At 62.5% G+C, this 12,877-nt stretch carries 13 protein-coding genes and 1 tRNA gene; 2 read left to right on the forward strand and 12 right to left on the reverse strand.

Translation table 11 applies throughout. The features are described 5' to 3' along the window. Nucleotides 1–32 precede the first annotated feature (32 nt). From NKJ84_RS17820 to NKJ84_RS17860, 9 genes are all read right to left on the reverse strand, one after another. On the reverse strand, nucleotides 33–2,018 hold the full coding sequence (locus NKJ84_RS17820; RefSeq protein ID WP_352507507.1) for an acetyl/propionyl/methylcrotonyl-CoA carboxylase subunit alpha: 1,986 nt from the start codon (nucleotides 2,016–2,018) through the stop codon (nucleotides 33–35). Nucleotides 2,019–2,067: 49 nt separating this feature from the next. Then, nucleotides 2,068–2,352 carry a hypothetical protein gene (locus tag NKJ84_RS17825; protein WP_352507508.1) on the reverse strand — a complete coding sequence of 95 codons (285 nt, stop codon included), beginning with the start codon at nucleotides 2,350–2,352 and terminating at the stop codon, nucleotides 2,068–2,070. 196 nt (nucleotides 2,353–2,548) lie between these two features. Then, nucleotides 2,549–3,079, reverse strand: a complete 531-nt coding sequence (locus NKJ84_RS17830; protein WP_352507509.1) for an O-acetyl-ADP-ribose deacetylase — start codon at nucleotides 3,077–3,079, stop codon at nucleotides 2,549–2,551. A 1-nt stretch (nucleotide 3,080) separates the two neighbouring features. Further along, nucleotides 3,081–4,688 carry a carboxyl transferase domain-containing protein gene (locus NKJ84_RS17835; protein ID WP_352507511.1) on the reverse strand — a complete coding sequence of 536 codons (1,608 nt, stop codon included), beginning with the start codon at nucleotides 4,686–4,688 and terminating at the stop codon, nucleotides 3,081–3,083. Nucleotides 4,689–4,692: 4 nt separating this feature from the next. Further along, nucleotides 4,693–5,076, reverse strand: coding sequence for a type II toxin-antitoxin system VapC family toxin (locus NKJ84_RS17840; RefSeq protein WP_352480311.1), 384 nt, complete (start codon nucleotides 5,074–5,076; stop codon nucleotides 4,693–4,695). After that, nucleotides 5,073–5,465 carry an AbrB/MazE/SpoVT family DNA-binding domain-containing protein gene (locus NKJ84_RS17845; protein WP_352507512.1) on the reverse strand — a complete coding sequence of 131 codons (393 nt, stop codon included), beginning with the start codon at nucleotides 5,463–5,465 and terminating at the stop codon, nucleotides 5,073–5,075. The genes NKJ84_RS17840 and NKJ84_RS17845 overlap by 4 nt, the downstream gene beginning before the upstream one ends. An 82-nt stretch (nucleotides 5,466–5,547) precedes the next feature. Beyond that, the gene (locus tag NKJ84_RS17850; protein ID WP_352507513.1) at nucleotides 5,548–6,711 is read right to left on the reverse strand and encodes an isovaleryl-CoA dehydrogenase; all 1,164 of its coding nucleotides are present in this window, start codon (nucleotides 6,709–6,711) and stop codon (nucleotides 5,548–5,550) included. A 48-nt stretch (nucleotides 6,712–6,759) separates the two neighbouring features. After that, nucleotides 6,760–7,422: a TetR/AcrR family transcriptional regulator gene (locus NKJ84_RS17855; RefSeq protein WP_352507514.1), complete on the reverse strand. Its 663-nt coding sequence runs from the start codon at nucleotides 7,420–7,422 to the stop codon at nucleotides 6,760–6,762. Nucleotides 7,423–7,569: 147 nt separating this feature from the next. After that, complete coding sequence (locus tag NKJ84_RS17860; RefSeq protein ID WP_352507515.1) at nucleotides 7,570–7,848, reverse strand: acylphosphatase; 279 nt, start codon at nucleotides 7,846–7,848, stop codon at nucleotides 7,570–7,572. 201 nt (nucleotides 7,849–8,049) lie between these two features. On the opposite strand from NKJ84_RS17860, the gene NKJ84_RS17865 reads away from it, so the two are divergent. Then, complete coding sequence (locus NKJ84_RS17865; protein ID WP_352507516.1) at nucleotides 8,050–8,550, forward strand: winged helix DNA-binding protein; 501 nt, start codon at nucleotides 8,050–8,052, stop codon at nucleotides 8,548–8,550. A gap of 31 nt (nucleotides 8,551–8,581) precedes the next feature. Here the strand turns inward: NKJ84_RS17865 and NKJ84_RS17870 are convergent, their stop codons facing one another. Together NKJ84_RS17870 and NKJ84_RS17875 are read right to left on the reverse strand one after the other, a co-directional pair. Then, nucleotides 8,582–9,688, reverse strand: a complete 1,107-nt coding sequence (locus tag NKJ84_RS17870) for a pyridoxal phosphate-dependent aminotransferase (RefSeq protein WP_352507517.1) — start codon at nucleotides 9,686–9,688, stop codon at nucleotides 8,582–8,584. Nucleotides 9,689–9,842: 154 nt separating this feature from the next. Next, nucleotides 9,843–11,051, reverse strand: coding sequence for a porin (locus NKJ84_RS17875; protein WP_352507518.1), 1,209 nt, complete (start codon nucleotides 11,049–11,051; stop codon nucleotides 9,843–9,845). Between the two features lie 449 nt (nucleotides 11,052–11,500). Here NKJ84_RS17875 and NKJ84_RS17880 point away from each other — a divergent pair. Further along, nucleotides 11,501–11,591, forward strand: a tRNA-Ser gene (locus NKJ84_RS17880). Nucleotides 11,592–11,642: 51 nt separating this feature from the next. On the opposite strand, the gene NKJ84_RS17885 is transcribed toward NKJ84_RS17880, so the two are convergent. Beyond that, a complete protein-coding gene (locus NKJ84_RS17885) occupies nucleotides 11,643–12,533 on the reverse strand; it encodes an alpha/beta fold hydrolase (protein ID WP_352507519.1) in 891 nt (296 codons plus the stop codon). Between the last annotated feature and the right edge of the window lie 344 nt (nucleotides 12,534–12,877).

A 12,877-nucleotide genomic window follows, 5' to 3' on the forward strand; every position in this document is an offset into this window, starting at 1 on the left:
TCTTTGCGGTGCCTTTTGTGACGCGCTCGGGGTCACTTCGTGGATAAGGAAACTGCGGTCAGCTGTGGTTCCTCGGCAAAGCGAACCAGCACGGTTCCGTCTGTGACCTGCGCGCCTTCGGCGGCGATCTCGGCAATAAGCCCGTCATGGGGCGCGGCAATGGTGTGCTCCATCTTCATCGCCTCCAGTATCAGCAGCGGCTGGCCCTTGATCACGGCCTCGCCTTTTGCCGCACGCACCAATTTGACCAGGCCCGGCATCGGCGCGCGCAGGCTGCCGGAAGCGGCGGCTTCGTCGGCTCGCGCCAGCGGGTCCGGCACGGCAAAATCGTAGCCGATAGCGCCCTCGAAGACGGTGACGTGGCCCGGCCAGCGGGCGAGGCGAGGGGCGGTACGGAGATCATGCGAATTGACGCTGTCATAGGGCGCTTCCAGCGCCACCTCGAACCGTCTGTCCGGCCGCACCGACACGCGCGCGACGATCTCCTGCTCGCCAAACTTCAGCAGCATGCGCCGCACTACAGCGTGGAAATGCGCATAGCCGGCCAGCGACAACCAGGGATCGTCCGAGGACGGCAAGTCGCGCGCACCGGACGCGGCAAGTGCCGCAGCGGCAATCGTCTCACCGCTCGGCGGCGCAACCGCCGTCAACGCCTGCTGATGCCTGGAGATCAGGCCGGTATCGACATCGCCCGCCGCAAAAGCTGCATCAGCGGCCAGCGCGGCAAGAAAGCCAGTGTTGACGGTCGAGCCGGCGATTTCGGTCTGCGACAGCGCCTCGCCAAGTGCCGTGAGCGCCGCCCGTCTGTCCTTGCCATGGACGATCAGCTTGGCGATCATCGGGTCGTAAAACGGCGAAATCGCATCGCCGGCGCGCACGCCGGTTTCGATGCGCATGGTCGCACCTTCCGGTGCTGGCTGCGGAAATTTCAGATGGTGCAACGTGCCGGTCGCCGGCAAAAACCCTCTTGCCGCGTCCTCGCCATAGATGCGCGCCTCGAAGGCGTGGCCGGAGAGCGCGATCTCGCTCTGCGTCTTCGGCAGTTTTTCGCCGGAGGCTACCCGCAACTGCCACTCGACCAGGTCGATGCCGGTGACCATTTCGGTGACGGGGTGCTCGACCTGCAGGCGGGTGTTCATTTCCATGAACCAGAAACGGTCGGCCTTCAGACCTTGCGAGGCATCGACGATGAACTCGATGGTACCGGCGCCGGAATAGTGGATTGCCTTGGCGGCTTTCACCGCCGCCTCGGTCATCGCCTTGCGCAGTGCCGGCGTCATGCCCGGGGCAGGCGTCTCCTCGATCACCTTCTGGTGGCGGCGCTGCGCCGAGCAGTCACGTTCGTAGAGGTGCACGACATTGCCGAAACTGTCGCCGAATATCTGCACCTCGATGTGGCGCGGCTTGTCGACATACTTCTCGACCAGCACGCGGTCGTCACCGAACGCGGCTTTCGCCTCACGCCGCGCGCCCGACAGTGCTTCCGAAAAATCATCGGGATGCTCGACGCGCCGCATGCCTTTGCCGCCGCCGCCGGCGCGCGCCTTGATCAGTACGGGGTAGCCTATCTCGCGCGCCTTGGAGGCGAGCAACACGATCTCCTGCGCTTCGCCATGGTAGCCCGGAACGACAGGCACGCCGGCCTTTTCCATCAGCCGCTTGGCCGCGTCCTTCAGTCCCATGGCACGGATCGAGGCCGCCGACGGCCCAATGAAGATCAGCCTGGCCGCGACCACCTGGTCGACGAAATCGGGGTTTTCCGAAAGAAAGCCGTAGCCCGGATGGATGGCCTCGGCACCTGTGGCCAAGGCCGCCGCAATGATCCTGTCGCCGCGCAGATAGCTTTCGCTGGCGGGAGAGGCGCCGATATGCACCGCTTCGTCGGCCATTTCGACATGCAAGGCGTGAGCGTCGGCATCGGAATAGACGGCGACGCTGCGCACACCCATCCTGCGTGCCGAGCGGATCACCCGGCAGGCGATCTCGCCACGGTTGGCGATCAGGATCTTGGCGAACATCGGGCCTCCCGGATTTGGCGCGGGCAATCCCGGATCGGCGTTTGCCCGTCTACTTCGAAGCCGCGATCTGACAGTTGCCGCTGGCCGCCACCTTGTAGTACGCCCGTGCGCTCTGGCAGGATTTCATCGCCATGGCCTCTGCCGCCTTTTGCGACGAGGCGTTGTAGTGGGCGCCACACAGGACGTAACCGTCCCTGACCCGCACGAAAGACGTCGTGGCGTATGCCGAATGGCCGCTTGCAGCGACATAGGCCTTGTAGGCCTTGGTGCACTCGTCCTTGGCGCTGCCAGGCAGAAGTGGTGAAAAGCGCTTGTCGCCTTCGCTTCCGGCCATCGATCCCGCCGCGCCAGTGCCTGGTGCAGCTAATATAAGTAACCCCGAAAGTATTGCGGCAGTAGTTTTCTGGAAAAGTTGCTGTTTCACCTTCGCCCAAGCCCCATTGACGTTGAAAAACAGCAATAGCCGCAATTTTTCTGTATGGCCAGTCGGATGACTGAAAATGGGTCTGCAGATTTCTCATGGCTGTGGATCACGCTTTGCCGAGTGCGGCAACGACCCGTTGATACAATTCGGCCGTCGGCTCGTCGAAGCAGCAGAAAATGACGGTTTCCGGAACGATGTTCTGGCCGATGAAGGCGCTCACGGTCCCGACAGCAATTTGCGTCGCCTGATCCTTTGGGTAGCGGTAGGCCCCGGTCGAGATCGCTGGAAACGCCACCGCCCGGCAGTCCTTTGCGGCGGCGATTTCGAGCGACCGGCGATAGCAGGAGGCGAGCAGTTCGGCTTCTCCTTTGCTGCCACCTTGCCAGACCGGCCCGACCGTATGAATGACGTAGCGCGCGGGCAGCCTGTAGCCCTTGGTGATTTTTGCGTCTCCGACCTTGCAGCCATGCAAGGTCCGGCATTCTGCCACAAGCTCGGGGCCGGCCGCGCGATGGATAGCGCCGTCGACGCCGCCGCCTCCGAGAAGAGAAGTGTTGGCGGCGTTGACGACGGCATCGACCGCCAGCTTCGTGATGTCGCCGGTTTGAATGCGAATCCTCTGGCCGATTTCGCTCATCTCACATCCTGAACACGCCGAACCTTGTCTCTTCGATCTCGGCGTTGAGCGCGGCCGAAAGGCTGAGCGCCAGCACCTCGCGGGTCTTGGCCGGGTCGATGATGCCGTCGTCCCAGAGCCTTGCCGACGAATAGAGCGGGTGGCCTTCATGCTCGTATTTCATAAGGATCGGCTTCTTGAATTTCGCCTCCTCCTCGGCGCTCCATTCGCCGCCCTTGCGCTCGATGCCTTCGCGCTTGACCACGGCCAGCACCGTTGCCGCCTGCTCGCCGCCCATCACCGAAATGCGGGCATTCGGCCACATCCACAGGAAGCGTGGCGAATAGGCGCGTCCGCACATGCCGTAATTGCCGGCGCCGAACGAGCCGCCGATGATCATCGTTACTTTCGGCACCTTGGCGGTGGCGACCGCCATCACCAGCTTAGCGCCGTCCTTGGCGATACCGCCGGCCTCGTATTTCCGCCCGACCATGAAGCCGGTGATGTTCTGCAGAAAAATCAGCGGCACCCTGCGCTGGCAGCACAGCTCGATGAAATGCGCGCCCTTCAGCGCGCTTTCCGAAAACAGCACGCCATTGTTGGCGATGATGCCGACCGGCATGCCGCTGAGATGGGCAAAACCGGTGACCAGCGTGGTGCCATAATTCTGCTTGAACTCATCGAATTCGGAGCCGTCGACGGTGCGGGCGATTACCTCGCGTACGTCGTAGGGCTGGCGCAGATCCGTCGGCACGATGCCGTAGAGTTCATGTGGATCGTGAAGCGGCGGAATCGATTTCTGTAAGGCAAGGCTTACAGTCTTGTTCCGATTCAGGTTTTTGACGATACGCCGGCATATGGCCAGCGCATGCTCGTCGTCGAGCGCATAGTGGTCGGCAACGCCGGAAAGCCTTGTGTGCACGTCGGCGCCACCGAGGTCCTCGGCGGTGACGTCCTCGCCGGTGGCCGCCTTCACCAGCGGCGGGCCGCCGAGAAAGATGGTTGCCTGGTTGCGCACCATGATTGTCTCGTCCGACATCGCAGGCACATAGGCGCCGCCGGCCGTGCACGACCCCATGACGCAGGCGATCTGCGGAATGCCGGCGGCCGACATGTTGGCCTGGTTATAGAAGATGCGGCCGAAATGATCGCGGTCGGGAAACACCTCGTCCTGATTGGGCAGATTGGCGCCGCCGCTGTCGACCAGATAGACGCAAGGCAGATTGTTCTGCAGCGCGATTTCCTGTGCACGCAGATGCTTCTTCACTGTCAGCGGATAATAGGTGCCGCCCTTCACCGTGGCGTCGTTGACGACGACCATCACTTCGGTGCCTTCGACGCGCCCGATGCCGGCGATGAGGCCGGCCGACGGGATGTCCTCGCCATACATCGACCATGCCGCGAACTGGCCGATTTCGAGGAAGGGCGAGCCGGTATCGAGCAATTGGGCGAGGCGTTGCCGCGGCAGGAGCTTGCCGCGGGAGACGTGCCGCTCGCGCGCATCTTCCGAGCCGCCGCGTTCGACCGTGGCCGCTTTCTCAGCAATATCGGCGACCAGTGCCCGCATGCGCTCGGCATTGGCGCGGAAAATATCGGAGGCGGGCGAGATCTGCGAGTTGAGGGGAGCCATGGCGCTACCGGATCAGCTCGATCTTGCAGCCGACATCGAGGTCGCTCCAATCGCGATCAGCGGTGACGGCAATGGCGTTCTCGCGAATAGCCAGCGCGAGGCAGGCCCGATCGCCCAATGACAGGCCGCGATGCCGCGTCAGTTGGCGAAGCTGCCCGGCGGCGATGCCCATCGCTTCGTCGAAAACGGCGATCGGCATGCCGAGACTGGCGAGGTCGTCCGCGGCCTGTTCCATGCTGCGCCCCTTGTCGATCAGCTTGGCAATGATTTCGGCCGCATTGACCGAACTGCATTGTGCATCCGGCGCGAACCCCAAAGCACTATCGGTGCCTTGCTCGTTGAGCAGGATTGCGAGTGCCGCCGAACTGTCCATGACGTAGGGCTTCATTTCGCCCGCTTTCCTGTCGTCCCTTCGGCGTGAAGCCGGTCGAGACGCTTGTTGCTTCGACGCTGCTCTTCCCGCCGCTCCTTCAGAAATTCGTCGACGACGCTTTCACCGGGCTGTTTCAGCGCCGACAATTCGGCCTGGACGCGTCGCAGATTCTGCAGCCACGATCTTACCCGCAGCTCGCCGTTTTCGACATGCAGGATCATCTCCTCGCCAGGCTTCACGCCCATCTCCTCGCGCATCGCAGCAGGGATGACGAAGCGCCCGCCCTCGCCAAGTTTAACACGCTCGCGTTTCGCCGGAACCCTAAGCGGCGTTTTGCGAGCGCTGGCATCGAGCTGTGCTTGCGGATGTTCGTCAAATCCGGACTTTCCCGTTCTGCCCGCCATGGTTCGTCTCGCTAGGGTTGTGGCACATAGTCCGAAATATGCCACATCGTATGGCTTCTGGCAAAAGCTCAAAAGGATGCCATTAGGCGCTCTCCGCCATGATTTCCCGCCCGATCAGCCAGCGACGGATTTCGCTGGTGCCGGCACCGATTTCGTAGAGCTTGGCGTCGCGGAGCAGCCGGCCGGTCGGGTAGTCGTTGATGTAGCCGTTGCCGCCCAAAAGCTGGATGGCCTCGAGCGCCATCAGCGTCGCCTTTTCGGCGGCGAAGAGAATACAGCCGGCAGCATCCTTGCGGGCCGTCTCACCGCGATCGCAGGCGGCGGCCACGGCATAGACGTAGGCGCGCGCCGCGTTCATCGTCGCATACATGTCGGCGAGCTTGCCTTGCACCAGCTGGAATTCGCCGATCGGCTGGCCGAACTGCTTGCGCTCGTGCACGTAAGGTATCGCCACATCGAGGCACGCAGCCATCAGCCCGATCGGCCCGCCGGCCAGCACGGCGCGTTCGTAGTCGAGGCCCGACATCAGCACCTCGACACCGCGCCCTTCCTCGTGCAGCACATTGTCGAACGGGACTTCGACATTCTCGAACACCAGCTCGCCGGTGTTCGAGCCGCGCATGCCAAGCTTGTCGAGCTTTTGCGCCACCGAAAAACCGGCAAAGGCCTTTTCGACGATGAAAGCGGTGATGCCGCGCGAATTGAGTTCCGGATCGGTCTTGGCATACACGACCAGCGTCTCGGCATCCGGTCCGTTGGTGATCCACATCTTGGTGCCGTTGAGCACATAGCGGTCGTTGCGCCTTTCCGCGCGCAGGCGCAGCGACACGACGTCGGACCCGGCGCCGGATTCCGACATTGCCAGCGCGCCGACCTTTTCGCCACTGCACAGCGAAGGCAGATATTTTTCCTTCTGCGCCTGCGTCGCCCAGCAATTGATCTGGTTGACGCAGAGGTTGGAATGGGCGCCGTAGGAGAGGCCGACCGAGGCGGAGGCGCGCGAAATCTCCTCCATCGCCACGACGTGGGCGAGGTAGCCCATGCCGCTGCCGCCGAAATCGGGATCGGCGGTGATGCCGAGCAGGCCAAGCCCGCCGAGCTCCACCCACAGATGCGCCGGGAATTCGTTCGACCGGTCGATCTCGGCGGCTATCGGCGCGATTTTCTCTTGGGCGAAGCGCCGCACCAGGTCGCGCAGCGCCTCGACATCTTCGCCAAGCCCGAAGTTGAGCGTATGCGTGTACATGCCGTTCCTCCCGGCGCACGACCCCGAAAATCGGGATCATGCGCGAAATCAAAGTGCTAGAGCGTCCTTTGCGCGCTCGAATGAACGCACGGCGCCAGAGCTCGTTGTCGCGCCATCGTTCTTTGCTCCAACAAGGCGCATTGTCATTGCTAGATATGTAGCGGTGACTTCGGCGATCGACAGCCGTTCGCCCGGCCGGAACCAGACGATGACGCCGGTCATCATCTGGATCAACGCCATGGCGGTGAGCCCGGTGTCTTCGATGCTGAACAGGCCCGCTTCGACGCCGTCGCGAAGGATGGCGCGCAACTCCTTCTCGTAGGCCGTGCGCATGCGCAGGATCTGCGAGAGTTTTTCGTGCGACAGGCTGCGCAGCTCCATGTTCGAGACATGGGTGGAGTGGCGGCGTTCGATATGGAAAGCGATGTGGTTTTCGACATAGGCGGCAAGCCGGGTTGCCGGATCGGCGCCGACAGGGCGTGTTGCGCGCCACGCCTCGATCAAGCCTTCCATATGCTCGCGCATCAGCGTGAACAGAAGGTCCTGCTTGGTCGGAAAATAGCGATAGAGCGCCGCCGCCTGGACGCCGACTTCGGCCGCCAGCTGGCGCATCGACATCGCCTCGTAGCCGAGACGCGCAATCAGGCTGACCGCCGCCTCGCGGACCGCAGCTTCGGTCTTTTCTCCGTCGGAACCGGTCGTACGCGCCATGACAAACCGCCTTTCACGAAGCTATAAAACAAACGTTCAATTAATTCAAGGACCGAAGCATTCGGGCAGGGCAATGGCTTCAGATCTGCTCTATCTGCACCCGGGAATTTTTGTGCGATGGAAGCGAATGAGCAGGATCGTGCTTTGCTAGGCAACAATCCTGAATCCCGCGGACGTGTTGCGTGCCTCGATGTCCTCGACATCGACCTTCGAAACTGCTGCCTCTGGCGGCCCTTGCCAAAGTCGCTCAATCATCGTCGACACCGCCGCCCCGGTCCCGGCAATCAAGGCTGTCACCGAGCCGTCAACTTCGTTGCGCACCCAACCGGCAAGGCCAAGCGCCGACGCCTCGCGCCGCACCCAAACCCGGTAGCTGACGCCTTGCACCTTGCCATATATGCGTACCTGTACAGTGCGGTCGGTCATCGCGCTCTCCATCCTCAGAGTCGAGTCTGGCGCATCGCCGTGCAAATTCAAACCAGGCAACGTGTATCGAAGGTTCTCCCTGCCGATCGCGATCTGCCAGTCTCACGTGGGAGATAGGCGGCGTCTCCGTCAAATGATTAACTAAGTCAAATAAATGGCGATCATGGTCCTTACGGAGCGATCAGCCCGAAGGAGGTCGATATGCCGGCCGAACGCAATGCCCTTGTTGCGGAGATCCGTGGCTTCAATCGCTTCTACACGCGCCTGATCGGTCTGCTCGACCAGACCTTGGCGCACAGTGCCTATACGCTGGGCGAGGCGCGACTTCTGTTCGAACTGGGCCTCCGGTCCCATGCTGCCGCCAATAGCGGCGGTGGGGCAGGGTTTCTTGCGCGGGCATTCCACCTCGATCTCGGACCGGCCGCCGCCGAAATCTCTGCCGAGCTCCGGCTCGATCCGGCCCATGTCATACGCGTCCTGAGGAGGTTCGCCGCCGCGGGCCTGACCGAGATACGCACTGACCCAACCGATCGGCGCAGACGCATCCTGTCGCTAACCGCTCGCGGGAGTGCGGAGCTCGCCAGGCTTCAGGCTTCGGCGGATCGCGACCTCGCGCGGCTGACGGCCGGCCTCGCCGATGAAGCGGCTGCCGAATTATCGGACGCTTTGAAGCGCGTCATGCGCCTGCTCGGGGAGAAATAGTGGGCAGCACTGGGGTCCCGGCGAAGGCTCTTCAGTTCCCCCGTGCTGCCGCCAGTGCGCCGGGCAATTCCTCGGCAAAAATGTCGAGCTCGTGGTCGAGGCCGACGCTGACCCGGATGCAGCGATCGAGCACCGGCACCATCGGCTTGCGGATGAAGACGTCGCGCGCCAACAGCGCCTGCAGCACCTTCAGCGCGAAAGCACCGTCGCGGCCGCAATCGATGGTGACGAAATTGGTCGCCGAAGCCAGCGGCTTCAGCCCGTTCGCCTCGGCTATTCCGGCGATGCGCCGGCGGCCGGAGGCGACCCGCGCCACCACGCTTTCCAGCCAGGCCTGATCGGCAAGCGCCTCGACGCCGGCGATCTGCGCCATGCGGCTGACGCCGTAGTGGTTGCGGATCTTCTCGAAGTCGCGAATCACCTGGGCCTCGGCCACCGCATAGCCGCAGCGTATGCCGGCCAGCCCATAGGCCTTGGAGAAGGTGCGCATGCGGATGACGTTCGGCCGCGCCACATCGATCGGCGGCAGCGCTGAGGCTGGCCCCAATTCGCCATAGGCCTCGTCGAGCACCAGCATTGTGGTTTCCGGCAAGGCCTCGATGAAGCGGCCGAGTTCGGCGGCTTCCCACCAGCTGCCCATCGGATTGTCCGGGTTGGACAGGTAGACCAGTGGCGCCTTCTCCCTGGCGACCGCAGCCAGCAGGCCGTCGAGGTTTTCCCGATCGTTCTCGTAGGGCACTGCGACCAATCGGCCGCCGACGCCGGCAACATGAAAGTTGAAGGTCGGATAGGCGCCGAGCGAGGTCACCACCGCGTCGCCGGGCGCCACATACATGCGCGCAACCAGGCTGAGCAGCCCGTCTATGCCTTCGCCGACGACGACGTTTTCGGCGCCGACGCCGAGATGCCTGGCTACGGCTACCTTCAAATCGTGATTATCGGGGTCGCAATACATCCACATGTCGCCGGCAATCCCGGCCATGCGGGTAACGACGCGCGGCGAAGGGCCAAAGCTGCTCTCATTGGCCCCGATGCGGGCGCGAAAGGCGCGGCCGCGGTCGCGCTCCTGCGCCTCCGGGCCGACAAACGGCACCGTGGAGGGAAGCGCTGCGATGAGCGGTGTAAGGGGAGGGCGCATGGCAAAGGCTCGTTAAAAAAGGGGCCTTCTTGCTAGCCTGCCGGCTTGGCCTGCGCAAGTTCCGCGGCAGCCTTGAAATGTGGCAGCCGGCGAATGGCTCAAAGAAAAACCCGGCGGTTGCCCGCCGGGTTCAATATTGGTCAGGTCGAACTTATTAGAACGAGCGCTGGAAGCGGAGGAGGCCGCCAATGCTGTCCTTCTTGTCCGCACTGGTCCAGTTGACGTTGGTGAAGCTGGCCGGATCGTTAAACCGCCCGTAGTGGTCCCAATCGACTTCGGCGGTGATCGTCAGGCCAGGAACGATGTCGTAGGCGATGTTCGCCGCGACGGCATAGTTCTTGTCGTCGTCAGCGGAAGCCTGCACGTTGAACGAGGTCTTCTCGTTGAACTTGTAGGTGCCGCCACCCCAAACCGCCCAGTTGCCGCCCCACTGCTTGTAGAAACCACGGCCATTGGCTGGGACAAAGTTGCCCGGGTCATTGAGGTTATCGTCAGTGCCGTAGCCCGCCATGATGAACAGCGACAGCGCGTCGGTTGCATTCACGTCCAAACGAACCTTGCCGGCCACTTCTTCGTAGTTGCTGTCGTAGGCGATGACGCCGGTGATCGCGCCCCAGCCCTGCGTCCACTTCAGGCCGCCGACGACATGCGGAACGTAGCTGTCGATGGTCCCAACGCGGCCCGCGCCCTGCTCGAGCGAAGCCACGGCCGAGAAGCCGTTGCCGAAATCGAAGTAGTACTGGACGACGTTGGTGTCGAAATCACCGTAAGGAACCAGCGTATCCTGGATGACGCTGCCGGCGTAGCCGATGAACGTGTTGAAGGCCGATTCGTCCTTACCGACGCGCAGGCCACCGAGCTGGATCCAGGCGAAGTTCAGCGAAACGCCCTTGTTTTCGGCGTCATTTCTGACGATGGTCGTGACCGGCAGCAGCGGACCCTCGGGGCCGTCCGGATCGGTGGTTGTGGTGCTAACGTGACGGTTGCGGTTGCCGAAATTGAACCGGGTCTCGGTGTAGGTCTTCAAGGTGCCGAGTTCGGTTTCCTGAGCGGTCCAGGTCTTCAGGTTGAAGCGGGCGTTCTTGTAGTAGGTGTCCTGGATATCGCCATCTTCGTGATCGAAATTCTCAGCACCGTCGAACGAACCGACGTCGCCGATGCCGATGTCGTAGCGGACATAGCCGCCGATGCGCAGGCAGGTTTCGGTGCCGGGGATGTAGAAGTAGCCAGCGCCGTAGACGTCGCAGATCTTGACGTATTCAGCGGGTTCCGGCTCGGCGACGACGACGGCGTCGGCGGCGCGCGCACCGGATACTGCGATCAGCGCCGCAGCGGAGCCGAGAAGCAGGCTCTTGATGTTCATTTTCTGACCTCCAGTCAAAAGTTAAAAAACGGGTCTGGGTATTCTTTGCTGAAGGACAGCGTTCCCTGCCCCATCCCCACTACCGAAAAAGATGCGCACCGCGCCGCTCCTTCAAACCCGACATTACCCATGAGGCGGCGTCGTTCAACCACGATCGTACCGGCAAAAGGTTTGTGGTGGCGCTATCGCCGAGCGTTGTTGCACAAATGACACGATTTGGCCTCACTCCGAAAGCTCCCATTAACTATCGGGCCCCGGCAACCCCGCATTCCAGCCAATTCCGGCAATGGCCCGCTCAAACTGTGACCATGCGCCGACTCAACAGCCAGGGAATTGCCGCGGAATCGCCGCAAGCCACAGGTGGCAATTTGGCGGAAGCCCGATTTTTCGACGATAGTGACACCAGCTTGTTGATTGTGGCGGCGCTTTTCTTTATCCACCGGCGCAACGGAGAGGTGGCCGAGTGGTCGAAGGCGCTCCCCTGCTAAGGGAGTAGAGGTCAAAAGCTTCTCGTGGGTTCGAATCCCATCCTCTCCGCCACCGCTCAAAGTCGGTGCAGCACTGCCCATTAAATTCCTCAGTTCTCGAGCTTTACTTCCCATCACCCCGCCGCTCCGCCCGCTCGAAAAAACCAGCGATCCTGCCCGTAAGGATCCCGGACTCCAAGAACGGTGCATGCCCCTGGCCGTCGACCGTGATCGTTTCGATGTCGGCATGGCCCGTGCGCATCTGCTCGAGTGTTTCCGCGGACAGCAGCTTCGAGTTGGCGCCGCGTATGACGAGCATCGGAACCGCCGCCAGCGCGTCGAACTGCGGCCACAGATCAGGCAGCGGCTGAGTGAGGTCTAGGCCCGCCAGCGTGTCGACCAGTTTCGGGTCGAAGTCGGGCAGAAATCCCTCCTTGGCCTCGCGGTAGAAGGCTGACGCCATCCGCTCCCAATCCGCATCGGTCAGCGCCGGAAAATCCGGGCCATGGATGCTGCGCAGGTCGCGGACCACCTCGGCGTACGTTTTCGGCCTTGGCATGGGGTCGAGGTAGGAGCGGATATGGGCGAGACCTTGCGACTCGATCACCGGGCCGATGTCGTTGAGGACGATGGCCTTCAGCACGGCCGGCCGCATCGCCCCGAGCACATGGATGATCAATCCACCGCGCGACGTGCCGATGAAGGCAGCCTCCTCGATGCTCAGCGCCGCCAGCCCGGCGAGAATATCGCCGGCTTCGATGCCGATATTGTAATGGCCGATATCGGCATCGTAGGCGGACTGCCCGCGCCCGCGATAGTCGAAAGCGACGACCTTGCGCTTCCCCTGCACTGATAGATAAAGCGCCAGCTCGTGAAAATCACGGCAATTGCGGGTCAGGCCGGGCAGGCAAACGACTGGCCAATGGCCGGAATTCGCTTCGTCGTAGATGCGGGCGTGCAGGGACAGCCCGTCCGGCGCGGCGTAGAAGAAGTCGGAGAAGCCTTGGCTTGCCATGGTATTCCCTTGCCTCGTCCGGGTCGTTTCCGACAGCTACAGGCGAGGGCAGAGGCGGTCAAATCGAAGCGTCGGCGCTGAGAATCTTCGAGATGTCGGCGGACAGCGCCCCTCTGGCCTGCCGGCCATCTCCCCCACAAGGGTACCCTCAAAGGGGGGAGATCGGCCATCATCTCCGTTTTCGATAACATCCCAAGTTGCAGAAAAGTACCCCTCAGCGAAGCTGCCAATCTCCCACTAGAGGGCAGGGCTATCGCATATGAGTGATGGCATTGATGAGATAGTCGTCGTTCCAGGCGCATTTCTTGATGCGATGGCTGATGGGGACTTTGGCAGCATCGGCG

The organism is Mesorhizobium sp. M0048 (assembly GCF_040323405.1).
Classification (GTDB): Bacteria; Pseudomonadota; Alphaproteobacteria; order Rhizobiales; family Rhizobiaceae; genus Mesorhizobium.